Source organism: Streptomyces kryoterrae (assembly GCF_054072135.1).
Genome location: NZ_CM133358.1, coordinates 9,358,097 through 9,380,063 on the forward strand (window position 1 = coordinate 9,358,097; position 21,967 = coordinate 9,380,063).

Here is a 21,967-nt window from a genome sequence, read left to right on the forward strand (position 1 = left end):
GATGTCGGCCGGTCCACCGTAGCGTGCGCGGGCACGGTGGGTTGACCAGAGCCGGAAGGCGGTCAACTGCCTGTCCCGGTCCGGCCCCAGTCGGGTCCGGCCCGGTCCCAGGCCCGGTCCCAACGGGCGTGCCGGCGACGGACCATGCGCCAGAGGATCAGGCGCCGACCGCCCTCCACGAACCCGGCCGACAGGACGGTCGCACCGAACCCGGCGAGGACCGCGTGCGTCGTCGCGGTGGCGGTGTCCAGGGGTCGGGCGGCTATTCGCCCGTGTGCGTCCGTCCACAGCGTGAAGTGGTCGCCGGGATGCGGGGACTTGAGGCTCGCCATGACCGTGCCGTGCTGCTCCGTGCCGTCCGGCCCCGCCCAGTCCGCCTCCACGCGGCTTTGCGCCTCCCGGGGGGACGCCGACTCGGGGTCGGGCTCCAGCGGGGAGCGGGCCAGCTTCTTGACCACGGTGGCCGTCACGAGATGGCGGGCCTCGCGCTGGTCCCGTACGGCCTGTTGCAGCGCGCCCTGGGCGGCACCGCCGACGAGGACGCCGAGCAGGGGCGCCGCCAGCAGGATCAGCAGGAGGGCCGCCAGCGCCAGCCAGGCCTCCGCGAGGTCGGTCGCGCGGCGCAGCGGATTGTGGCGCCAGCGCCAGAGTCCGACGATCGCCCGCACAGCCGCACCCCCTTCCCGCTCCGTGATAACCCCGGTCGGAGCAGTTCACGCACGATGCCGGTCGAAGAGAGAGTGAAATCACCCCTCACCGGATCCCACCGGCCGTCTCGTGAACTTCTCACGAACCCAACGGCCAGGCCCTGTGCCGGTGTTCCCGCCCCCCGGGACCAATCGGAGGATCGTGCCCGCCTATTCGAGAATCCTGAACGGATCGCCGACGCTGATCGTGCCGGGATTTTCGGGCACCAGGTTCTGGCCGAAGACCAGCTGGTTGCCGAAACGACGATGGCGCCCGAGCGTGCGCAGCGGTTCCCGCCCGCGTTCGGAGGTGTCCTGGTCGGTGGTGGTCACCACGCACCGCCCGCACATCTTGGCGACCCGGAAGGAGACCTCGCCGATGGCGATCCGGGACCAGCCGTCCTCGGCCCAGGCGGCCGTCCCCGACACGACCACGTTGGGCCGGAAGCGGTTCATGGGCAGCGGGCCCTCCTGCGGCTGATCGCCTTGTGCGATCAGGGAGTTGAGGGCGTCGAGCGACGTGAGTGCGGTGAGGAGCAGCGGGTAGCCGTCGGCGAAGCTCACGGTCTCGCCGGGCCGCGCGAACTCCGGGTCGATCGCGCGGCGCGTGGCGGGGTCGTCCATGTGCAGGAGACGCACGTCCTCGCCCAGGTACCCGCCGCACCAGTCGTGCGCGTCGTCGCCCGCGAGGACCGCCTGCACCTTGGTGCCGAAGATGTCCACCGTCGTCGTGCCCGTCACCTCCGGGACGGGCACGGTCAGGGGCGCGCGACCGGGTGCGGACAGACGGACTCCGCCGCCGGGCAGCAGTTCGGCGGCTGCCTGCGCCAGACGCGGCTGCTGGCGCTGAGTGACGACCTTTCCCCCGGCGTCAGTCAGTACCCAGCGCCGGTCTCCGGCCAGCCCCCAGGGCTCCACCACGGCCTGCCGGGGTGCCTGGCCCCGGAACGCCTTGACCGGATGAATGTGAATCGAGTGCAGCTCCGCATTCCCCATACCGCCATCGTGCCAGCAGGCACGGACACTCCGGGGTGAGATCAGTACCCGCGGTACTGCTGGTTGTTGTACGGGTCCTGGTACTGCGGCTGCGCGGGCCGGGGAGCGGCGGGACGCATCGCCTCGTAACCGGTGGCCGCCGCCGGACGCTGCTGCTGCACCGGCTGGCCGCCGCCGGGATAACCGCGCTGCGGTGCCTGCTGCGGGATGTACGCCGCCGGGGCCTGCTGGAGCGGCGAGGGCTGCTGCGCCTGCTGGTAGCCGTAGGAGGGGGCCTGCTGGGACGGGCCGGCCGGCAGTGCGGGAAGCCCAGACGGCAGCGCGGGCAGGTTGTTGCCCGTGTCGTACGCGGCGGGGACCCGGATCGGTGCGATCTGTGGGGCCCCCCGCTCGGCGACGAGCGAGTCGTAGATCGGAGTGTCCGGGAAGGCGGAGTAGTAGCCGCCGCCGTAGGTGGAGCGGGGGGAGGTCATGGCACATAAGTTAAACCCACATGAGCTGGTTGGGGAGACCGATAAGAGGGTTGTTTTCCGTGTCGGCAGCGACGTGGGACCCCCAATGCGAGCGAACTCGCCAAAAAGGGGCATCGGGTCATGCCGACATCAGGTAAAGGCCAGGTTCCGGGCGGGTTACCGACGGGTCGCCCCGCGTTCTTCCCGCGTTCGGCAGGTCAGTTCAACAGGAGTTCACAGGCCCGGGAGAATAGGTTTGGTCGCGAGTCCAGCAGAGATGGGGGCGGTCATGTCCATGGCTAAGGGATCGAATGCTCCGGTGCCCACGGCGGCGCTCCGGGTCGAGCTGGGCTGGCGCTCCGGGCCGGGCGTGCCCGACGCGGACGCCTCCGCGTTGCTGCTGGTGGCCGGAAAGGTCCGTTCCGACAGCGACTTCGTCTTCTACAACCAGCCCGTGCACTCCTCCGAGGCGGTCCGGCACGAGGGCAAGCGGGACGGCGGAGGCCGGGTGACGGACACCCTTCTCGTCGACCTCGCGCGCGTGGAGCCGGCCGTCGAGACCGTGGTCGTCGCCGCCTCCGCCGACGGAGGAACGTTCGGGCAGGTCCCCGATCTGTACATCGAGGTCCGCGACGCGGCTCAGGGCACGGTGGTCGCCCGCTTCGACAACGCGGGCGCGAGTGTCGAGACCGCGTTCGTGCTCGGCGAGTTCTACCGTCGCCAGGGCGCCTGGAAGTTCCGCGCGGTCGGACAGGGCTACAGCAGCGGACTGGCAGGCCTGGCCACGGACTACGGCATCACCGTGGACGAGCCCCGGCCCGCGCCGCCCGCCCCGCAGGCCATGCCGCCCGTCGCACCTCCGGTGACCATGCCCCCGCCGCCCGCACGGCCCGTGACCGCGCCTCCCGCGACGCCGGTACGCCTGACCAAGGTGACGCTCACCAAGGAGGCCCCGTCCGTCTCGCTCACCAAGCAGGGCGGCACCTCGGGCGCCCTGCGCGTCAACCTCAACTGGCAGGTCCACAAGCAGTTCTCCGGGTGGGGCAGCAAACTCGGCCGCGCGGTCGCCCAGCACTCCGATCTCGACCTCGACCTGTGCGCCCTCTTCGAACTCTCCGACGGCAGCAAGGGCGTCGTGCAGTCCCTCGGCAACGCCTTCGGCGCGCTGCACCAGCCGCCGTACATCCACCTCGACGGCGACGACCGCACCGGAGCCGTGTCCAGCGGCGAGAACCTCACCGTCAACCTGGACCACAAGCAGGCCTTCCGGCGCATCCTCATCTTCGTGACCATCTACGCGGGGGCGCGTTCCTTCGCCGACCTGCACGCCACGGTCACCCTGACCCCGGCGAACGGAGCGGCGGTCGACTTCTCGCTCGACGAGTGCACGGTGCCCTCCACGGTGTGCGCGCTCGCCCTGATCACTAACAACGGCGGCGATCTGATCGTCCAGCGCGAGGCCCGCTATCTGGTGCCCGACCGCGGGGTGAGCCCGCAGCGGACCGTCGACCACGTCTACGGCTGGGGCATGAACTGGACCCCCGGCCGCAAGTGACCCACGCGGCTCAGCTCTCGTCCGCTGCGGTTTCCGGACGCGCGTACGTCCGTCCCTTCCAGGCGGCGCCGCGCCCCCGGTAGTGCTGCACCGCCGAGTCGACCGTCATGAGGAGGTACAGGAACGCGGTGAACGGCAGCAGGGGAGCGAGCCACAGCGGCTGCCGGTAGTAGCGCAGCATCGGGGCGTACGTCCCCGCCATCACGAGCCACGCGAGGCCGCCGCACACCGCCGCGACCGTCGTCCCGGTGGCGAGCCCGGCCAGCACGGCGAACGGGGGCACCAGGTACACCAGGGCGAGGCCGAGCACCGTGCCGAGCAGGAGCGGCGGGCTGTGGCGCAACTGCGCGTACGCGCTGCGCGAGACCATCCGCCACAGGTCGTCCAGCCGCGGGTAGGGCCGCACACTGTCCACCCGCTCGGCGAGCCCCAGCCAGATGTGGCCCCCGCCGCCCTTGACGGCCCGCGCGAGCGCCACGTCGTCGATGACGGCGTGGCGGATGGCGTCCGGGATCCGCGCCCGCTCGGCCGCCTCCGTGCGCAGCAGCACGCACCCGCCGGCGGCAGCCGCCGTCCGGGTCCCCTTTCTGCCGATCCGGCGGAAGGGATAGAGCTGCGCGAAGAAGTACACGAAGGCCGGCACGACGAGCCGCTCCCAGACGCTCTCCACCCGCAGCCTGGCCATCAGCGACACGGCGTCGAAGCCGCCGCCCAGCGCCGCCGCCACCAGCTCCCGCAGACTGTCCGGCGTGTGGGCGATGTCCGCGTCCGTCAGCAGCAGGAACTCGGGTCCACGCGCGCGTGCCAGGCCGATGCCATGGCGTACGGCCCACAGCTTGCCCGTCCAGCCCGCGGGCGGTTCACCGGGCGAGTCCACGGTGAGCGGCAGTCCACCGTGGCGCCGTGCCAGCTCCCGGGCCAGTTCCCCGGTGCCGTCCGAACTGCCGTCGTCGACCAGGAAGACCTCGGCCCGCCCCGGATAGTCCTGCGCGAGCAGCGACGGCAGGCTCGCGGGCAGTACGGCGGCCTCGTCGCGCGCCGGCACGACGACACAGACGGCGGGCCAGGACTCCGGCTCCCGGGCGTAGGACGGCAGTCTGACGTCCGTACGCCAGAAGAAACCCTGGCACAGCAGCAGCCACAGCCAGGCGGCGAGTGATCCGACGGCGATCCACACAACGGCGCTCACCCGCCGCAGTCTGCCCCACCCCGGAGGCCCGTAGGGGGACCCCGTTTATAGTGACCGGGTGAAGATCGCGCTGATGGACTCCGGAATCGGACTTCTGCCGGCGGCCGCGGCGGTACGGCGGCTGCGGCCCGACGCGGATCTCGTGCTCTCCCTGGACCCCGCGGGCATGCCCTGGGGCCCGCGCACCCCGCAGGATCTCACCGAGCGCGCGCTCGCCGTCGCCGAGGCCGCCGCCGCGCAGCGGCCCGACGCCCTGATCGTCGGCTGCAACACCGCGACCGTGCACGCTCTGACCGCCCTGCGCGCCCGCCTCGAACCGGAGCTTCCCGTCATCGGTACGGTCCCGGCGATCAAACCCGCCGCCGCGGGAGGCGGGCCCTTCGCGATCTGGGCCACCCCCGCCACCACCGGCAGCCCCTACCAGCGCGGCCTCATCCGGGACTTCGCCGAGGGTGTCGCGGTCACCGAGGTGCCCTGCTGGGGACTGGCGGAGGCCGTCGAACACGCGGACGAGTCGGCGATCGAAGCCGCCATCGCCGCCGCGGCTGCCCTCACCCCCGACGAGGTAACGACCGTCGTCCTGGGCTGCACCCATTACGAACTCGTCGCCGAACGCATCCGCGAGGCCGTCCAGCAGCCCGGCCGCCCGCCGCTCGTCCTGCACGGCTCGGCCGACGCGGTGGCCGCGCAGACGCTCCGCAGGCTCGGCGCGCACGCCGCCCCCGGGGCGCCGGCGGACGGCACCCTCACCGCCCTGCTGAACGGCACCGCGGGCCCGCTGCCCGCCGCCGCGCTGACCTACGAGGAAGGCCGGCTGCTGCAGGCGGCCACCCCCGTCCGCTGAGCGAGGGGCGCGGGGCGGCCGGGCGGAGCAGTCACCCTCCGCAAGCCGGTGCCCGCGCAGCGGAACCTGAGTAGTCTCGTAGGCATGAGGGACACCTCCCACGACGAAACCGTGCCGACCGAGATCTGGACCGGCCGGGCGACCAACCGTGCCCAGTGGCTGCTGGCGCTCGGTGGCTGCGCCTTCATGGCGCTCGGTATCGAACTGGCGGTCGACTCGGCGTGGACGTCCGGCGTCGCACCGCTCGCCATGTCCGTCGTGGGCTGCATCGCGGCCGGGCTGCTCGTCCTCTTCGGCACCATCGCGTTCGTGCATGTCGCCGTGAAGGTGGACAAGGACTCCCTCGAGGTGCGCTGCGGCCACATCGGTGTGCCGCGCCGCCGTATTCCGCTGTCCCAGATCGTCGGCGCCGAGTTCGTGGCAAGGGTCACCCCGCGCCAGTGGGGCGGATGGGGCTACCGCTGGCGGCCCCAGCAGGGCACCGCGGTCGTCGTCCGCCGGGGTGAGGGCGTGGTGCTGCGCCTCGGCGACGGGCACACGTTCACGATCACGGTGGACAACGCCGAGGTGGCCGTACGCGTCATCAGGGACCGGCTGCGGTCGGGTGCGGCGGGGGCCGCGCACTGACGTGCCGGCCGTTCTCCCGGCGCCCTACCGGTGTTCCCGTTGTTCCCGCGCGCGTGTCGGCGCCGTGTCCGGTGTCTCGTAGCCGAACGGACGGGCCGTCGCCAGGCCCGCGAGGAGGCCCGCGCCCACGGTCACCGTGGTGAAGCTCAGCACGTTGCCGACCGTCGCGAGCGCCGCCAGACCGGTCAGGGCCGCGCCCGCGGTCAGTGCGACGGAAGTGGAACGCGGACTGTGCCACAGGGCGTACAGCACCCAGCAGAAGACCGCCGCGAGCAGGGCCACGCCCACCACGCCCTGCTCGGCGGCCTGCTGAAGGGGCGCGGAGTGCGGTCTGGCCTCGACCGGCAGCGACTGGGAGGCCGTCAGGCCGAGTTCCCCGAACCTGCCCGGTCCCACCCCCGTCGCAGGATCCCTGTGGGCCAGCAGCAGGGCGTCGTGCCACAGGTCGAGCCGGTGACCGCCGACCTGCCCCTCCAGGGAATCGGCGAGTCCGGTCGGCAGTACGTCCTCGGCGACCGCCCACGCCGTCCCGGTCACCAGGGCCGTCGTCAGCGCCAGCCCGGCGAGGCCCACGCCCCGGCGCGGCATGTGGCCGGCGGCGAGCGAGCAGAGCAGGACTGCGGAGCAGAGGACGAATCCGGCGAGCGGGCCGAGAACCGCCGACGCCACCGTGATCACCACGGCCAGGGCGCGCAGCGCCAGTCGCAACGGCGGGCGGGCCTCCCAGGCGGCGCAGCAGACGGCGCCGGTCGCCAGGACCAGCAGCGCGGCCATGCCCCCGAGGTGCCCGGGCGGGGCGGTGGTCTGCGGCCCCGGCAGCGTGTGCGGCGCGGCGACCGCGAGGCCCAGCCCGGCCAGCGCCGCCGCACCGGGAGCGGCGACCGGCAGCAGCGCCCCGCAGATCCGTCCGGCCGCGTAACCGGCGGCCACCGCGAGGACTGCCAGCAGTACACCCTCGGGACGGCCGTCATGGGTGGCCGCTGTGATCAGCGACCAGGCCGCACAGGCGCCCAGCACGACGACACCCGCCGCGTCGGAAACGTTTCGTCGCTCACCGTCCGGCGGCGCACCGGCCGCAGACGCCATCCCCGTGGACCCCACCCCGCCGCCCCCCGACCTGTGACGGGCCCTGACGCACGGGGCCGTCAAGGCGCGCACGTCAGAGGCTCCGGCACACCGTAACGGCTGATGTGGCATTTGTGGACGAGTCGCGCAGAAACGATGGAGCGGACGGGCGGTGGCGGGCCTACCTGTACGGGCTCGACCGTGCTGTCGGCGCCGGGGGGAGGCGCCGTACACTCCCGGAGTGACCGCCACCGCTCCTTCCATAGACGAGCCCGACCAGCTCGAACCGCAGCTCGCGCCCGCTTCGCGCCGTGCGCGGCTGCTGCGCCTCTGGCCGGCCGCCACCGCCGCGCTCGCCGGAGTGCTGCTGTACGTCAGCTTCCCGCCCCGCACCCTGTGGTGGCTCGCCCTGCCGGCCTTCGGGCTCTTCGGCTGGGTGCTGCGCGGCCGGTCCTGGAAGGCGGGGCTCGGTCTCGGCTACCTGTTCGGTCTCGGTTTCCTGCTGCCACTGCTGGTGTGGACCGGTGTGGAGGTCGGCGCCGGGCCCTGGCTGGCACTGGTCGTCATCGAGGCGGTCTTCGTCGCGCTGGTCGGCGCGGGCATCGCCGCCGTGTCGAAGCTGCCCGGGTGGCCGCTGTGGGCTGCGGCCGTGTGGATCGCGGGCGAGGCGGCACGCGCGCGCGTGCCGTTCCGCGGCTTCCCCTGGGGCAAGATCGCCTTCGGCCAGGCGGACGGCGTCTTCCTGCCGCTCGCCGCGCTGGGCGGCACCCCGGTGCTCGGCTTCGCCGTCGTCCTGTGCGGATTCGGGCTGTACGAGGCCGTGCGCAGGGTGATCGAGTGGCGCCGTACCGGTGCCGTACCGCGCGTCACCGCGATCGTCGCCGCGCTGAGCGTGGCCGTCCCCGTGGTGGGCGCCCTGGCCGCGCGGACACTGGTGAGCGACAAGGCCGAGGACGGCACCGCGACCGTCGCCGTCATCCAGGGCAACGTGCCCCGCGCGGGCCTCGACTTCAACGCCCAGCGGCGTGCCGTGCTCGACTACCACGCGCGTGAGACCCTGCGGCTGGCCGCCCAGGTCAGGGCGGGCAAGGTCGCCCGGCCCGACTTCGTGCTGTGGCCGGAGAACTCCTCCGACATCGACCCCTTCGCCAACCCCGACGCCGCCGCGGTCATCGAGGACGCGGCCAAGGCGATCGGCGCGCCCATCTCGGTGGGCGGTGTCGTCGAACGGGACGGCAAGCTCTACAACGAGCAGATCCTGTGGGACCCGGCGAAGGGCCCGACCGACACGTACGACAAGCGGCAGGTGCAGCCCTTCGGCGAGTACCTCCCGCTGCGCTCGATGCTCGGACACATCAACAAGAACTGGACCACCATGGTCCGCCAGGACTTCAGCCGGGGCACCGAGCCGGGTGTGTTCACCATGGACGGCGCCAAGGTCGGCCTGGCCACCTGCTACGAGGCCGCCTTCGACTGGGCGGTGCGCGACACCGTCACCCACGGCGCCCAGCTGATCTCCGTGCCGAGCAACAACGCCACCTTCGACCGCAGCGAGATGACCTACCAGCAGCTCGCGATGTCCCGTGTCCGCGCCGTCGAGCACAGCCGGACCGTCACGGTCCCGGTGACCAGCGGCGTCAGCGCGATCATCATGCCGGACGGGAGGATCAGCCAGAAGACGAGCATGTTCGTCGCCGACTCCCTCGTCCAGAAGGTGCCCCTGCGCTCCTCCGAGACGCCCGCCACCAGGCTCGGCATCCTGCCCGAGATGCTCCTCGTCCTGGTCGCCGCCGGCGGTCTCGGCTGGGCGATCGGCGCCGGTGTGCGCGGGCGGCGCGCCGGTGGCGTGTAGCCGTACGCCGGGTGCCCGCCCCCGTGATCAACAGGAGTGACAGGGCCGCCCGGTTAGGGTCGGGGCATGGCTACTCCTGACTTCATCAGCGCTCTCCGTGCCTCCGCCGGACGCCAGTTGCTCTGGCTCCCGGGTGTCACCGCCCTCGTCTTCGACGACGAGGGCAGAGTGCTCCTGGGCCGGCGCACCGACACCCGCGAGTGGTCGGTGGTCGGCGGCATCCCGGACCCGGGCGAGCAGCCGGCGGCCTGCGCGGTGCGGGAGGTCTACGAGGAGACGGCGGTCCGGTGCGTACCCGAACGGGTCGTGCTCGTCCAGGCCCTGGACCCGGTGACGTACGAGAACGGGGACGTCTGCCAGTACATGGACATCACCTTCCGCTGCCGGGCCGTCGGCGGGGAGGCGCGGGTCAATGACGACGAGTCGCTGGACGTCGGCTGGTTCGCGGTGGACGCGCTGCCGGAACTGAACGAGTTCGCGCTGTTCCGGATCAAGCAGGCGATGTCCGACGGCGAGGCGCCCACCTGGTTCGACGCCACGGGTTTCGCGAGTTTCGAATGACCTGACCGTTTCTCGTTCCGGGGCCGGCGGCAGGACGGCCGTGAGCCGTCCTGCGCGCGTTCGCCCGTCAGTCCCGGCCCGTGCCCCGGTAGAGGTCCAGCTCGCCGTCGAGTTCCACGGCCAGGACGGTCGCGTACTCGTCGAGGTCGGCCGCCCCGGGCGCGTCGATCCAGGTCACGCCCGGCACCTTGTCCAGGCCCCCGGTGACGTGGTGGCCCAGCTCGGTGCCCGTGCCGACCACCGAGACGCGCCGGACCGCGTTGCGCAGGCCCCGGATCGACACGGCCTCGCGGGGCGCGTCGAAGCAGACCAGGTACAGGGTGCGCCGGTCGGCGGAGAGCGTGCTCGGACCGTAGTGGTGCCCGGCAGGCAGCCCCGCGATCGTGCCGTACACGGCGTCGGCGTGCTTCGTGACCCAGGTGCCGAGGCCCTCCAGGCGCTCGACCTGCTCCGGCGGAATCGTGCCGTCCTCCATCGGACCGGCCCCCAGCAGCAGGTTGCCCCCCATGCCGATCGTCTCCGTGAAGTAGCGCACGAGCTGGCGGACCGACTTGAAGTCGCGGTCCTTGGCCCGGTAGCTCCACGAGTCGTTGATCGTCAGGCACAGCTCCCACGGGCCGTCCGGGGCGATCAGCGGAACGCCCTGCTCGGGGGTGGCGTAGTCGCCGTAGCCGAGCATCCGGGCGTTGAGGATGGTGTCCGGGTTGCCCGCGAGGATCAGCTCGGACAGCTCCCGCATCCGCCACTGCTCCTCCGTGCGCTCCCACTCGCCGTCGAACCAGAGGACGTCGGGGCGGAAGCGCTCGACCAGCTCGCCCACCTGGCCGTCGCGGTAGGCGAGATAGCGCGCCCAGGCCTCCGGGTCCTCCTCGCCGGGGCGGGCGTGGGAGTAGTCGTTGGGCTCGACGATGTGGGGGCCGGGGTGGCGTTCGCTCGCGTAGTCGGGGTGGTTCCAGTCGGAGTGCGAGTAGTAGAGGCCGACCTTCAGGTTCCGCTCGCGCAGGGCGTCGACGAAGCCGGTGACCAGGTCGCGGCCGGCCGGGGTGTCCCGGACCACGTCCAGACCGCGGTGGCCGGTGTCCCACAGGGCCACGCCGTCGTGGTGCTTGGTGGTGAGGACGGCGTACTGGGCGCCGACGCGGGCGAACAGCTCCGCCCAGGCCTGCGGGTCGTAGCGCGAGGCGGTGAAACGGTCGAGCTGTTTCATGTACTCCTCGTGCGTGACCTCACCCGTGAAGAAGGACCACGACTCGGCCCAGCCGTCCACGGCGTAGATGCCGTAGTGGATGAAGATGCCCAGCTTGGCATCGGGGAACCAGGGTTGCATCGGCATACGCCCACGCTAGGCACGGGCTGTCGGCGCGCGCGTGGGCGCCGGTCACCATCACTGGTCCGTTTTCACCATCGCGGCGATCGCTGTGCGATCGGTTCGCGTGACGGCGAGGGCGGCGGTTTCGCTGACGCGCCGGGTCCTGCATGCCCTGGACCCGGCCGGGTAGGCGCCTGGCACCATGCCCGGGGCCGACCGTGTCCCGGGCGGCCCGTACAACCGTAGAGCTACCAGGGGACCCACCATGGAGACGCCCGCACACCATCACACCGCCACATCGGCCCGTCGGGCACTCGACGCCCTGGCCGACGACAACCAGGACCCGACCGCGTTGGACGTCCTCGCGATGAGCGACGTGCTGGTGCCCGTACCGGACGACGTCAGTGACGTGGACGCCGGCAACCCCTCGACCGTGGCACTGCCCGTCCTGGAGGAGCGGGACGGGCGGGAGGCCGTGCCCGTGTTCACCTCGGAGCCGGAGCTGGCCGGGCTGCTGCCGGCCGTCTCCCGCTACCGTCTGATCCCGCTGGGCGCACTCGCCGACCAGTGGCCCGCCGGCGACCTCGCGCTCACCATCGACGCGGCCTCCCCACACGGTCTGACGATCACCTCCGAGGGCGTACGCAACCTGCTGGCCAGGCCGTTCGAGTACTGAACCCCGCCCGGCTAGAGGGACTTGCCCGGGTTGAGGATGCCCCGCGGATCGAACGCGTCCTTGATGCGCCGCTGCAACGCATGGGCGGCGGGCCCCAGTTCGTCGGCGACCCACTGCCGCTTCAGCACTCCCACGCCGTGCTCGCCGGTCAGCGTCCCGCCGAGCCGCAGCGCCAGGGCGAAGATCTCGCCCGCCGCCTCCCAGGCCGCGTCCGGCAGCCCGTCCAGGACCGGGTCGACGACGATGATCGGGTGCAGGTTCCCGTCCGCCGCGTGGGCGATGGTGAACACCGGGACGTCGTGGCGCCGTGAGATGGCCCGGATCTCCCGGGCCGCCTCCGCGAGCCGGGAGCGGGGTACCGCGATGTCCTCGATCAGCGGGCGGCCCAGCCGTTCCAGCGCGGGCAGGGCGCCCCGGCGGGCGGCGAGCAGAGCCTCGGCCTCGGCCGGGTCCTCGGTCCGCTCGACCGACGTCGCCCCCGTCCCGGCGAGGACCTCGGCGACCGCCGCCGCCTCCACCCCGGCACCGGCCCCGTCGCACTGCACCAGCAGCAGCGCCGCGCCCCGCTCCCGCAGCGCCGGGTCGACGGCGTGCAGCACCGGCCCGTCGACCAGCTCGGCCAGCGCCGGTACGACCCCGGCCCTGCCGATCGCGTACGAGGCCTCGGCGGCTGCCTCGAAGGACGGGAAGTAGGCGGCGAGGGTGGCCGTGGCAACCGGCAGCGGGCGCAGCCGAAGCGTCGCCGAAGTGATCACCGCGAGGGTGCCTTCCGAGCCGGTGAGCAGCGCGGTCAGGTCGTAGCCGGTGACGCCCTTGACGGTACGGCGGCCGGTGCGCACCACCGTGCCGTCCGCGAGGACCGCCTCCAGACCGAGCACACTGTCCCGCGTCACCCCGTACTTGGCGCAGCGCAGTCCGCCCGCGTTGGTCGCGATGTTCCCGCCGATCGTCGACAGGGCCGCGCTCGCCGGATCGGGTGCGTACCGCAGGCCGTGCGCGCCCGCCGCCCGGTCCAACTCGGCCGTGATGACGCCGGGTTCGACGACGGCGAGCTGGTCGTCCGCCGACAGTTCCAGAATGCGGTTCATGCCGGAAAGGTCGAGTACAAGGGTGCCTTCGCCGGCCGTCGCACCGCCCGACAGACCGGTGCCCGCGCCGCGCGGCACCACCGGTACGCGCAGGGCGTGCGCGTGCCGGAGGGTGACGGTCACGTCCTCGGTCCGCCGGGCGTGCACGACGGCGAGCGGACCGCCGTACGCCCTGGTGCCGGAGCGGTCGGTGGCGTGCGCGGCCAGCGTCACCGGGTCGGTGGCCAGCCGGTCGGGCGGCAGGTCGCGAGCCAGGAGGCCCAGGAGCTGGGCGGACGCGGTCGTCGTCGGGGCGGTCACCGGGCCCCGTCCGCTGCGGCCGACGTCTTCGCCTCCAAGACCTTGGTGCCGATCGCGAGTACGGAGATGTCCTCCTGCGGCGCGTGCACGGGCGCGCACTGGATGTCACGGAAGTGCCGTTCCAGCGGGTTGCCCCGGGCCAGCCCCGGATTGCCGAGCAGCCGCACGGCCAGCCCGACCGCCTGTACGCCGTGGCGGTCCGCCAACACCCGTGCCCCCAGGGCCTGTTCGGGGGTGTACGAGGTGTCGGCGGCGTCGACCCGGGCCGCACCGCCGAAGACGAGCTGCTCGGCTCCGTTGAGGAGCACCTCGATCTCCCCGGCTGTCCGCCGGAACCGTTCCGTACGCGCCACGGGATGCCCGAGGTTGGCGGGCACCCGGGTCTGCGCGAACGTGTGGAAGTACGCCTGCGCGGCCCGTGCGACCCCCAAGTACAGGGCGGCGAGCGGCAGATGGAGGGAGGCGCCCGCACGGTTGTCCTGCTCGGCGGCCGGACCGTACGGCGCGAGCCCGATGACGTGCTCGTACGGCACCTCCACGTCCCGGAACGTCACGTCGTGGCTGCCGCTCGCCCGCAGCCCCAACTGGTCCCAGTGGCCGGTGACTTCGATGCCGGGGGAGTCGCCGGGCACCAGAAAGGTGCCCACGCGCGGCTCCGGCTCGTCGGTGGTGGCCCACACCAGGAACCAGTCCAGGCCCTCGGCGCCGGTGACGAAGCGCTTCGTCCCGCTGACCGACCAGCCGTCCCCGGTGCGCCGGGCCCGGGTGGCAGGCAGCCCGCCCCGGGCGGGGGAGCCCAACTCGGGTTCCACGCGGGCGTGGTTGATGAGCACAGGTCGTACGAACGACTCCTTGACGACCCACGCGTACAGCTCTTCGGGCCAGTGCGGCTGGACGGACTGCCGGCCGTGGGTGGTGAGGGTCATCGCGGCGATCAGGGCGACGGACGGGTCGCCCTGGCCGAGGGTGTGCAGGATGCGCGCGGTCTCCTCGACGCCGGCGCCCTGGCCGCCGTACCGCTCACCGATGGTGGCGGTGAGCAGGCCGGCCTCGTGGGCGACCTTCAGGGACTCGGCGGGGAAGGCGCCCGACCGGTCGTGGTCGGCGGCCAGTTCGGCGATGCGGGCGGTCACAGTGTCTTCTTCAGGTCGGCGGCGAGATCGGTGTTGAGCTTGGTGGACCAGAACGACTTCACGTCCAAGTGCTCCTTGAGCGCGCCGAGTTCGGTGAAGACGTCCGCCACCTTCTGCTGCGAGGCGATGGTGTCGTCGCCGACCGTGCGGGCCTGTGTCGGGCGCTGGGCCTGCTGGGCGACCAGGTCCTGCTTGGCCTGGGCCAGGGGCTGGTGGGTGTTGGACGACACGATCTTCGCGAACTCGGCCTCGCGGCCGTCCCTGACGTACGCGTACGCCTGGTTGATCCGGGCGATCAGATCGGCCGTCGCCGCCTGCTGGGCGGGGTTCTTCAGGACGCTGTCGCGGGCTGTCCAGAGGAAGTTGCCCGACAGGATGTCCTTGCCCGAGCCGACCGTGGTGGCGCCCTGCTGGTGGGCGGTGATGATCGACGTGCCGTAGGAGGCGAAGGCGTCGATGCCACCGCCGTTCAGCGCCGCGAGGCCGTCGTTGGGCAGAAGAGGCTTGGCGTCGACATCGGACCACTTCAGGCCCGCCTGCTTCAGCAGTTGGTAGAGGAAGTAGTGGGCGGTGGTGTTCTGGACGTAGCCGACCTTCTTGCCCTTCAGGCCTGCGATGTCGGTCACCTTCGAGCCCTTGGGGACGACGACCTCCTGATTGAGCGTGGCGGCGCGCTGCACGGCGACGACCTTGAAGTTCGGGTTTCCGTCGGCGGCGGCGAAGATCGGCGGGATCTCGCTGGAGGTGGCGACGTCGAGGGCGCCGGCGCGGATCGCCTGGAGCTGGAGGTCACCTCCCTGGAAGACGTTCCACTTGACCTTGTAGGGGGTGTCGTCGAGGTGGGCGAACTTCAGAATCGCCTCCTCGACCTTCCAGCCGGTAGTGCCGACCTTCAGGGTGACGGCGGACTGGTCGGACGGCGATTCGGCCTGGGCCTGGCTCCCGCAGGCCGCGGTGAGGGCGAGCAGCAGGACGGCGGCGGACGTGCGTAGTGAACGTGAGCGGCGGAACACGGGGTCTCCATAGGGGTGTTCACAAACGGGACGGGGTGGGAAGTTGGTGGGGTCAGGCGGCCCGGGCGGTCGTCGCCGCGCGGTGGGCGAGTTCCTGGCGGACCAGCGGAAGGACGTAACGGGCGTAGTCGATCGCGTCGTTGAGCGGGTCGTAGCCGCGGATGGACAGCAGGTCGCAGCCGATGTCGACGTAGTCGAGGAGCGCCTTGGCTACGGTCTCGGGTGAGCCGACCAGTGCGGTCGAGGCGCCGGCCGCGTTGGTCGCGACGGCCGGGGCGGTCCACAGGCACCGGTCGTGGACCTCGCCCCGCTCGGCGATGTCCAGCAACCGCTGCGAACCGACGTTCGCGGGGCGGCCGTTGGTCCGGTAGTGGCGCAGTATCTCGGTGTTCGACGACTGGTCCTTGAGCACGCCGAGCGTGCGGTGCGCCTTCTCCCAGGCCAGTTCGTCGGTGGGCGCGATGATCGGGCGGAACGACACCCAGATACGGGGGTCAGGGCGTCCGGCGGCCCTGGCGACCGCGTTGACGGCGGCGATCTGCTCGGCCGTCTCCTTGAGCGGCTCGCCCCACAGCCCGAAGATGTCGCCCTGCTGACCGCCGACCCGGTAGGCGTCCTGGGACGACCCGCCGACGGAGATCGGCACCAGCCCGTTCACCGGCTTCACATCGGAGTAGTAGCCCTCGAAGCGGAAGTACTTGCCCTCGTGCGAGACCGGCCCCTCGGCCTGCCACACCTTGCGCAGGATCTGGATGTACTCGTCCGAACGCTCGTACCGCTCCCGCTTGTCGAGGTAGTCGCCCTCACGGCGCTGCTCCTCGTCGCTGCCCCCGGAGATGATGTGCAGCGTCAGCCGGCCGTCGCTGATCCGGTCCAGCGTGGCCAGCGCCCGGGCCGCGTGCGTCGGGAAGATCACGCCGGGCCGGTGGGCCAGGATCGGCCGTACCCGCTCGGTGTGCGTGGCGACGAACTGGGCCACCTGGAAGGCGTCCGGCGAGGCCGAGTGGTAGGCGACCAGGGTGTGGTCGAAGCCGCCGTCGTCGAGGGCGCGGGCGTACTTGCGGAGGTGGTCGGGGTCGAACCCGGTGCGGCCGGCCGCGGCAGGGCCGGAGGCCCCGGAGTCGGTGTGCACGGCACTGATGAACTCGACAGTCATGATGAACTCCCTTGCGGTATCGGTTACTTGAGGACGGAGGTGTCGGCCGACTTCGCCACGTCGACGTTCGGATCGAGGACTCCGATGCCGTTCATGAGGTCGGCCACGTCCTGGACGGTCGAGCTGACCTCCGGCGTGATCGGCAGGACCTTGCTGTACACGGCCGAGGCGAGCGTCTTCGCGATCGCCGGGTCGGCGCCGTTGCGCTCGACGATGGCGTCGGCGTACGCGTCCCGGTGGGTGCTCGTCCACGTCAGTGCCGTACCGAGCCGCTTCAGGAAGTCACCGAGCGCGGCCTTCTTCGCGGGGTCGGCGAGGGCCTTCTCGGAGGCGCCGATGAAGCCGTAGCCGCTGATCCTGCCGTCCGCGCCGTCGATCAGCAGCCGGCCGCCCTGCTGGAGTCCGACCGCCTGGTAGACGCCGAAGGTGGCCCAGACGTCGATCTTCCCGGAGGAGAACGCGGCCTGTGCGTCCGTGGGCAGCAGGTACTGCACCTTCACATCGGAGTACTTGAGGCCGTTCTGCCGCAGCACGTTGGCGAGCAGGTACTCGGCGATGCTGCCCTTGGCCGAGGACACGACGACCTTCCTGCCCTTGAGGTCCTTGACGCTTCGCACGTCAGAGTCCTTGCGGACGATGATCCCGGTGTGGTGGCCGTCGTTCTTCAGCGCGGCCACGTTCTTGAACTTCACGCCACCGCTGAGTGCCTGCAACGCGGGCAGATCGGCGGAGAAGGTGGTGTCGGCGGCGCCCGCCTGCACGGCCTGGAACAGCGGGGCAGCGCCCTCGAACTCGGCCCACTTCACCTTGTACTTGGCGCCCTTGAGAGCGCCGGACGCGTTGACGAGCGTCTGGAGTGTCTTGGCCTGGTCGCCGAGGGTGAGGGTCACCCGGGAGCTGCTCCCGGCGGCGTCGGCCGAGGAGTCCGCGCCGCAGGCGGTCAGCGCCAGCAGGGCGGTGACGCTCAGCGCGGCGGTGGCGAGTCTGCGTATCACGAGGGGGTCCCTTCGAGGGTGTGTGCGGTGACGCCGAGCCAGCCGAGGAGGCGGGCGCGGAGGGTGACGAACTCGGGTGAGGTGAGATCGCGCGGGCGGGGCAGGTCGACGGTGAGGTCGTGGGCGATACGGCCCTCGTCCATCACCAGGACGCGGTCGGCGAGCAGCAGTGCCTCCTCCACGTCATGGGTGACCAGGAGGATCGCGCAGCCGTGGCGCTGCCACAGCTCGGCGACCAGCTGCTGCACCTTGCCGCGCGTCAGCGCGTCGAGCGCCCCGAACGGCTCGTCGAGGAGCAGGAGTTCGGGTTCGCGGACCAGGGCGCGGGCCAGCGATACCCGCTGGGCCTGGCCGCCGGACAGCGTCTTGGGCCAGACGGTCGCGCGGTCGGCGATACCGACCTCGTCCAGCGCCTTCGCGGCGAGTGCCCGGTCGGGCCGCCCGGGCAGTCCGAGGACGACGTTGCGCCACACCTTCAGCCAGGGCAGCAGCCGTGGCGACTGGAAGGCCGCGCTGCGCCGCGCGGGCACCGTCACCTCACCGCCGATCTCGTCGTCGAGCCCGGCGAGGACGCGCAGCAGCGTCGACTTGCCGCAGCCGCTGTGCCCGAGCAGGGCCACGAACTCGCCCTCCTTGATGTCGAGATCGAGCTCGTGCAGCACGGTGTTGCCGTCGAAGGCCCGCGAAAGCCCCCGTATTTCCACGCTGTTGGCCATGGCGATCACGCCTCGCCCTCGAAGTTGGCCCGCCAGGTCAGCAGGCGGCGGGACAGGACCCGTACGGCGAAGTCGCAGGCGAGGCCGAGCAGTGCGTACACGGCGAGGCAGAGCACGATGATGTCGGTACGGAAGTACTGCTGGGCGTTGCTCATCAGATAGCCGAGCCCCGCGTCCGCGTTGATCTGCTCGGCGAAGACAAGGGCGAGCCAGGCGGTGGAGAGTGCGTACCGGAGCCCCACGAGTGCTCCGGGCAGTGCGCTCGGCAGGATGACGTACTTGATCAGCCCGAACCGGCCGAGTCCCATCATCCGCGCGGCTTCGACGAGTTGGGCGTCGGTGGACCTGATCCCGCCGTAGATGTTGAAGTACAGCGGGTAGGTGACGCCGAGGGCGACCAGCGCGATCTTCGGGGTCTCCTCGATGCCGAACCAGACGATGAACAGCGGGATCAGACCCACCCAGGGGATCGCCCGGAACATGCCCATCGAGGAGTCGATGACGTCCTCGCCGAGCCGGAACAGCCCGGCGAGCAGGGAGAGAACGAGCGCGACGGTCGCCCCGATGAGGAAGCCGACGGCGGCCCGGCGGCCCGACGCGGCGATGGCGCTGGGCAGTTCACCGTTCTTCGTCAGGTCGACGGCCTGTTTCAGGACGTCCACGGGGGAGGCGAGCACCGACTCGGGCAGCACACCGGTGGCCGAGGTCAGGAACCAGAGGAGTACGAGGCCCACGGGTCCGGCGGCCCGGCGCACCGAACGCGGCAGCTGGAAGCGGAGTGTGGTGCGGGCGGCGCCGCGGATCGTGACCCGGGGTGCCCGGTCCGGGGGAGTGTCGGGAGGCGGCGGCGGGGCCAGGGGCGCCGCGTCGAGCGGTTTGGTCGTCATGGTGGGGTTCCTCTCGCGGGGCCCTGGAGCCCGGGGGCAGCTGTGGGCCCAGGGGTCAGGAGGAGGCGGGTCCGGTCGCGGCCGGGCGGGTGGGATCGGCGGACCAGGCGGACCAGGAACCGGCGAAGAGGGTCGCGTCGAAACCGGCTAGGGTGAGCGCGACGATCTGGTGGGCGGCGGTGACACCGGAACCGCAGTACACGCCGATGCACGACGCGTCCCCGGCACCCAGGTCCTCGAACCGCTTACGCAGCAGCTCGGGCGACAGGAAGGTCCCGTCGGCCGCGAGGTTCTCCCCGGTGGGTGCGGAGACCGCGCCCGGGATGTGTCCCGCGCGTGGGTCGACCGGTTCCACCTCGCCCCGGTACCGTTCGCCGGCGCGGGCGTCCAACAGGAGCCCGTCGCGGGCGAGTTCGACGGCACCGTCCGCATCGGTGAGCGGCAGTCCGCCCGGGCTCAGAACGACGTCGCCGTGTTCCCGATCGGCGGGAATCCCGGACTCCTGCGGCAGTCCCGCCGACCGCCAGGCACCCAACGCCCCGTCCAGCAGCGTCACGTCGGTCACTCCGGCGTACCGGAGCAGCCACCAGGCCCGAGCGGCGGCGGTGTTGCCCAAGTCGTCGTACACGACCACCGGTTGGCCTTGCCCGAGCCCCCAACTGCGGGCTGCCGCCTGCAACTCCGCCAGCTCCGGCAGCGGATGCCGGCCGCCCTCCGGGCTGGGCGGCCCGGCCAACTCGGTGTCCAGGTCGACGTACACCGCACCCGGGATGTGCGCGTCCGCGTAGTGGTCGCGGCCGTACGGGTCGCCGAGTGCCCAGCGGACGTCGAGGACGAGGGGCGGGTTCTCGGAGGTGAGGGCGTCGCGCAACTCGGCGACGGTCGTCGTCACACGTGACCGGCTCATGCGAGACCCTCCGCGATCGCGGGCAGCTCGGGGGAGAGGCGCAGCCGTTCGAGGAAGAGGACGACCGTGGCGGCGGCGGTGCGATGCAGCGCGTCGTTGAGCACGTCGTGGCGGCCACCGTCGAAGGTCACGGCCCGGACGTGTCCGTGGCCTTCGTAGACGCTCAGCGCCCGGTCGAGCGGGCTGACCGGGTCGTCCTTGCCGTGCAGGGCGAGTATGGGCAGCTGGATCCGGTCGAGGTGCGGCTCCGGCAGGTCGACGGCCGCCTCGATCGCGCCGCGCCGGAAGGCGGGATCGTTGGCGAGGCGGGCCCGGTGGGTCGGGCAGGCGGTTCGCGCCGCCAGCTCGTCGTCCCAACTCCCGGACTCCCAGGGGCCGGTGGGCAGGCCCACGAGAATCAGCGCGTCGACGCCCGCCGGGTGCTCGGCGGCGACCTGAAGGGCGTACCGGGCACCCGTGTCCGAGCCGACGAGTACCTTCGGGCCCGGCAGCGACTCGTCGGCGAGGAGCTTGGCCGCTTCGTCGAGCACGGACGGATCGGCGGAGGGGTCGCCCAACGCCCTTACACGGTAGGCGTCGAAGGCGAGACGGCGGCCGAACCGCTCGTACACACCGCCGTGTTCGCCCCGGCCCGGCAGCACGATCAGCGTGCCGCGCGCGGCGAGACCTTCGGGTTCGTCCCAGGAGGTGGGTGCGGAGGAGGGCGAGGAAGAGGACATGAGGGGGCAACTCCCGTTTCAGGGCAGGCAAAAGGGCGCGCGGAGAGAGGGGATGGGGAGAAGGAATGGAGAGAGAGAACGGAGAGGAAGGGGGGAGCGGGGGGACGGCCTACCGGCACGTGAGCAGCGGGAAGCCGATCAGTGGAGGCCGTACGGAAACGCCGGGAGGCGGCGTGGGATCAACGACAGCGCGCTGTGCACGCCACGCCGAAGTCAATGACTCGGCGCTGCGTGAGAAGAGCAGCAAATGCGGTCGGATACGCCATGCGCTCATCATGACCGGCACCGGTGCGCCACGTCCAACGACGATTCCGCATCGAAATCGATCGGAATCCGTGATCGATCGGGAATGGCGATCGGAGATCCGTGCGGGCTACGGTCGCCCTATGCCCCAACCAGTGCTCGACATCGTGGCGTTGCGCAGCCTGACCGCGATCGCCGACCACGGCGGCTTCCATCGCGCGGCCCAGGCGCTCGCCCTCAGCCAGTCCGCGGTCAGCCAGCATGTCCGCCGCCTGGAGAAGATGCTGGGCAAGCCCGTCGTCGAGCGCGAGGGCCGGGGCACGCGGTTCACCCCCGAGGGCCGGCTGCTGCTCGAACAGGCACGCCGTGTCCTCGCCGTCCACGACGAGGCCGTACGCACCCTGCTCGACGTCGACGGCGACACCATCACCCTCGGCTCCACCGAGCACGCCGCCGACCAGTTTTTGCCCCTGCTGACGGCGGCCGTCGAGGCGGTGCGTCCCGGCTGTCGGGTGCGGTTCCGTATCGACCGGTCGGCGCGGCTGGTGGAGGCGGTGGAGCGCGGCAGCGTCGATGTCGCCGTGTACGTCACGGAGGCCGCCGCGACGGAGGGCACGTCGGTCGGTGGCCTGCCGCTGACCTGGCACGCTCCGCCCGGCTGGGCGCCCCCGGCCGCCCCGGCGCCTGTTCCGCTGGTCGCGATCGAGGACCCCTGCGCCATCCGCCGCCGGGCCATCGCGACCCTCGCCGAGCAGGGCGTCGCGGCATCGGTGGTCGGCGACGCGGGCTATCTGGCGGGCGTCCTCGACCTGGCCCGCACCGGCCGGGGCGTGGCCCTCCTGGCCACGGTGGGCCCGGCCCCCGACGGCCTCACCCCGTACGAGGGCCTGCCGCCGGTGCCTCCGATTCCGATGAGCGCCCTGGCCCGCCCGGGAGCGGACCCGGCGACGGTGGAGGCGGCTTTCGCGGCAGTACGACAATTGTTGAGCTGAGTGCTC

22 protein-coding genes are annotated in these 21,967 nt (G+C 72.0%); 7 read left to right on the forward strand and 15 right to left on the reverse strand.

Annotation, left to right across the window (positions count from 1 at the left end):
• Window positions 1–62: 62 nt before the first annotated feature.
• The 3 genes from ACW4TU_RS41795 to ACW4TU_RS41805 form a co-directional block, all read right to left on the reverse strand.
• Entirely contained in the window at window positions 63–668 is a 606-nt protein-coding gene (locus tag ACW4TU_RS41795) for an Rv1733c family protein (protein WP_457422208.1), read from the reverse strand.
• A 189-nt stretch (window positions 669–857) separates the two neighbouring features.
• The gene (locus tag ACW4TU_RS41800) at window positions 858–1,682 is read right to left on the reverse strand and encodes an MOSC domain-containing protein (protein ID WP_457422210.1); all 825 of its coding nucleotides are present in this window, start codon (window positions 1,680–1,682) and stop codon (window positions 858–860) included.
• A 41-nt stretch (window positions 1,683–1,723) separates the two neighbouring features.
• The gene (locus ACW4TU_RS41805) at window positions 1,724–2,155 is read right to left on the reverse strand and encodes a DUF6643 family protein (RefSeq protein ID WP_457422212.1); all 432 of its coding nucleotides are present in this window, start codon (window positions 2,153–2,155) and stop codon (window positions 1,724–1,726) included.
• A gap of 274 nt (window positions 2,156–2,429) precedes the next feature.
• On the opposite strand from ACW4TU_RS41805, the gene ACW4TU_RS41810 reads away from it, so the two are divergent.
• Entirely contained in the window at window positions 2,430–3,689 is a 1,260-nt protein-coding gene (locus ACW4TU_RS41810) for a TerD family protein (RefSeq protein ID WP_457430574.1), read from the forward strand.
• A gap of 10 nt (window positions 3,690–3,699) precedes the next feature.
• Here ACW4TU_RS41810 and ACW4TU_RS41815 read toward each other — a convergent pair whose 3' ends face one another.
• A complete protein-coding gene (locus ACW4TU_RS41815) occupies window positions 3,700–4,866 on the reverse strand; it encodes a glycosyltransferase (protein WP_457430576.1) in 1,167 nt (388 codons plus the stop codon).
• Window positions 4,867–4,936: 70 nt separating this feature from the next.
• On the opposite strand from ACW4TU_RS41815, the gene ACW4TU_RS41820 reads away from it, so the two are divergent.
• Both ACW4TU_RS41820 and ACW4TU_RS41825 read left to right on the forward strand, forming a co-directional pair.
• The gene (locus tag ACW4TU_RS41820; protein ID WP_457422214.1) at window positions 4,937–5,722 is read left to right on the forward strand and encodes a glutamate racemase; all 786 of its coding nucleotides are present in this window, start codon (window positions 4,937–4,939) and stop codon (window positions 5,720–5,722) included.
• 84 nt (window positions 5,723–5,806) lie between these two features.
• A complete protein-coding gene (locus tag ACW4TU_RS41825; RefSeq protein ID WP_457422216.1) occupies window positions 5,807–6,349 on the forward strand; it encodes a hypothetical protein in 543 nt (180 codons plus the stop codon).
• 24 nt (window positions 6,350–6,373) lie between these two features.
• Here ACW4TU_RS41825 and ACW4TU_RS41830 read toward each other — a convergent pair whose 3' ends face one another.
• Window positions 6,374–7,435, reverse strand: coding sequence for an O-antigen ligase family protein (locus ACW4TU_RS41830; RefSeq protein WP_457422218.1), 1,062 nt, complete (start codon window positions 7,433–7,435; stop codon window positions 6,374–6,376).
• Window positions 7,436–7,655: 220 nt separating this feature from the next.
• Here ACW4TU_RS41830 and lnt point away from each other — a divergent pair, with 220 nt between their 5' ends.
• Together lnt and ACW4TU_RS41840 are read left to right on the forward strand one after the other, a co-directional pair.
• A complete protein-coding gene (gene lnt, locus ACW4TU_RS41835) occupies window positions 7,656–9,266 on the forward strand; it encodes an apolipoprotein N-acyltransferase (RefSeq protein ID WP_457422220.1) in 1,611 nt (536 codons plus the stop codon).
• A 66-nt stretch (window positions 9,267–9,332) separates the two neighbouring features.
• On the forward strand, window positions 9,333–9,827 hold the full coding sequence (locus tag ACW4TU_RS41840) for an NUDIX hydrolase (RefSeq protein ID WP_457422222.1): 495 nt from the start codon (window positions 9,333–9,335) through the stop codon (window positions 9,825–9,827).
• Between the two features lie 67 nt (window positions 9,828–9,894).
• Here ACW4TU_RS41840 and ACW4TU_RS41845 read toward each other — a convergent pair whose 3' ends face one another.
• A complete protein-coding gene (locus ACW4TU_RS41845) occupies window positions 9,895–11,160 on the reverse strand; it encodes an alpha-L-fucosidase (RefSeq protein WP_457422224.1) in 1,266 nt (421 codons plus the stop codon).
• A 241-nt stretch (window positions 11,161–11,401) separates the two neighbouring features.
• Here ACW4TU_RS41845 and ACW4TU_RS41850 point away from each other — a divergent pair, with 241 nt between their 5' ends.
• The gene (locus ACW4TU_RS41850; protein WP_457422225.1) at window positions 11,402–11,812 is read left to right on the forward strand and encodes an SseB family protein; all 411 of its coding nucleotides are present in this window, start codon (window positions 11,402–11,404) and stop codon (window positions 11,810–11,812) included.
• Window positions 11,813–11,823: 11 nt separating this feature from the next.
• On the opposite strand, the gene ACW4TU_RS41855 is transcribed toward ACW4TU_RS41850, so the two are convergent.
• Genes ACW4TU_RS41855 through ACW4TU_RS41895 form a run of 9 tightly spaced genes read right to left on the reverse strand, consistent with a single transcriptional unit; the run spans window position 11,824 to window position 20,726 of the window.
• Window positions 11,824–13,200, reverse strand: coding sequence for an FAD-binding oxidoreductase (locus ACW4TU_RS41855; protein ID WP_457422227.1), 1,377 nt, complete (start codon window positions 13,198–13,200; stop codon window positions 11,824–11,826).
• Complete coding sequence (locus ACW4TU_RS41860; RefSeq protein ID WP_457422229.1) at window positions 13,197–14,333, reverse strand: acyl-CoA dehydrogenase family protein; 1,137 nt, start codon at window positions 14,331–14,333, stop codon at window positions 13,197–13,199. Before ACW4TU_RS41860 ends, ACW4TU_RS41855 begins: the two co-directional genes overlap by 4 nt.
• A complete protein-coding gene (locus ACW4TU_RS41865) occupies window positions 14,330–15,346 on the reverse strand; it encodes an ABC transporter substrate-binding protein (protein WP_457422231.1) in 1,017 nt (338 codons plus the stop codon). The genes ACW4TU_RS41860 and ACW4TU_RS41865 overlap by 4 nt, the downstream gene beginning before the upstream one ends.
• Before the next feature lie 52 nt (window positions 15,347–15,398).
• Complete coding sequence (locus ACW4TU_RS41870; RefSeq protein WP_457422233.1) at window positions 15,399–16,502, reverse strand: LLM class flavin-dependent oxidoreductase; 1,104 nt, start codon at window positions 16,500–16,502, stop codon at window positions 15,399–15,401.
• Window positions 16,503–16,525: 23 nt separating this feature from the next.
• Complete coding sequence (locus ACW4TU_RS41875; protein WP_457422235.1) at window positions 16,526–17,497, reverse strand: ABC transporter substrate-binding protein; 972 nt, start codon at window positions 17,495–17,497, stop codon at window positions 16,526–16,528.
• Complete coding sequence (locus ACW4TU_RS41880; RefSeq protein ID WP_457422237.1) at window positions 17,494–18,213, reverse strand: ABC transporter ATP-binding protein; 720 nt, start codon at window positions 18,211–18,213, stop codon at window positions 17,494–17,496. Before ACW4TU_RS41880 ends, ACW4TU_RS41875 begins: the two co-directional genes overlap by 4 nt.
• A 5-nt stretch (window positions 18,214–18,218) precedes the next feature.
• Window positions 18,219–19,100, reverse strand: a complete 882-nt coding sequence (locus ACW4TU_RS41885; RefSeq protein ID WP_457422239.1) for an ABC transporter permease — start codon at window positions 19,098–19,100, stop codon at window positions 18,219–18,221.
• A 55-nt stretch (window positions 19,101–19,155) separates the two neighbouring features.
• The gene (locus tag ACW4TU_RS41890) at window positions 19,156–20,007 is read right to left on the reverse strand and encodes a sulfurtransferase (RefSeq protein ID WP_457422241.1); all 852 of its coding nucleotides are present in this window, start codon (window positions 20,005–20,007) and stop codon (window positions 19,156–19,158) included.
• On the reverse strand, window positions 20,004–20,726 hold the full coding sequence (locus ACW4TU_RS41895) for an alpha/beta hydrolase (protein ID WP_457422243.1): 723 nt from the start codon (window positions 20,724–20,726) through the stop codon (window positions 20,004–20,006). Before ACW4TU_RS41895 ends, ACW4TU_RS41890 begins: the two co-directional genes overlap by 4 nt.
• A gap of 386 nt (window positions 20,727–21,112) precedes the next feature.
• On the opposite strand from ACW4TU_RS41895, the gene ACW4TU_RS41900 reads away from it, so the two are divergent.
• Window positions 21,113–21,961 (forward strand): LysR family transcriptional regulator, encoded by an 849-nt coding sequence (locus ACW4TU_RS41900; RefSeq protein ID WP_457422245.1) that lies wholly within the window; start codon window positions 21,113–21,115, stop codon window positions 21,959–21,961.
• Window positions 21,962–21,967 lie beyond the last annotated feature (6 nt).

Excerpts from the sequence above, each read along its gene's own strand:
- ACW4TU_RS41800 (WP_457422210.1), bottom strand. The coding sequence starts at position 1,682 with ATGGGGAATGCGGAGCTGCACTCGATTCACATTCATCCGGTCAAGGCG.
- ACW4TU_RS41805 (WP_457422212.1), bottom strand. The coding sequence starts at position 2,155 with ATGACCTCCCCCCGCTCCACCTACGGCGGCGGCTACTACTCCGCCTTC.
- ACW4TU_RS41810 (WP_457430574.1), top strand. The coding sequence starts at position 2,430 with ATGGCTAAGGGATCGAATGCTCCGGTGCCCACGGCGGCGCTCCGGGTC.
- ACW4TU_RS41825 (WP_457422216.1), top strand. The coding sequence starts at position 5,807 with ATGAGGGACACCTCCCACGACGAAACCGTGCCGACCGAGATCTGGACC.
- ACW4TU_RS41830 (WP_457422218.1), bottom strand. The coding sequence starts at position 7,435 with ATGGCGTCTGCGGCCGGTGCGCCGCCGGACGGTGAGCGACGAAACGTT.
- ACW4TU_RS41840 (WP_457422222.1), top strand. The coding sequence starts at position 9,333 with ATGGCTACTCCTGACTTCATCAGCGCTCTCCGTGCCTCCGCCGGACGC.
- ACW4TU_RS41845 (WP_457422224.1), bottom strand. The coding sequence starts at position 11,160 with ATGCCGATGCAACCCTGGTTCCCCGATGCCAAGCTGGGCATCTTCATC.
- ACW4TU_RS41850 (WP_457422225.1), top strand. The coding sequence starts at position 11,402 with ATGGAGACGCCCGCACACCATCACACCGCCACATCGGCCCGTCGGGCA.
- ACW4TU_RS41870 (WP_457422233.1), bottom strand. The coding sequence starts at position 16,502 with ATGACTGTCGAGTTCATCAGTGCCGTGCACACCGACTCCGGGGCCTCC.
- ACW4TU_RS41880 (WP_457422237.1), bottom strand. The coding sequence starts at position 18,213 with ATGGCCAACAGCGTGGAAATACGGGGGCTTTCGCGGGCCTTCGACGGC.
- ACW4TU_RS41885 (WP_457422239.1), bottom strand. The coding sequence starts at position 19,100 with ATGACGACCAAACCGCTCGACGCGGCGCCCCTGGCCCCGCCGCCGCCT.
- ACW4TU_RS41890 (WP_457422241.1), bottom strand. The coding sequence starts at position 20,007 with ATGAGCCGGTCACGTGTGACGACGACCGTCGCCGAGTTGCGCGACGCC.
- ACW4TU_RS41895 (WP_457422243.1), bottom strand. The coding sequence starts at position 20,726 with ATGTCCTCTTCCTCGCCCTCCTCCGCACCCACCTCCTGGGACGAACCC.
- ACW4TU_RS41900 (WP_457422245.1), top strand. The coding sequence starts at position 21,113 with ATGCCCCAACCAGTGCTCGACATCGTGGCGTTGCGCAGCCTGACCGCG.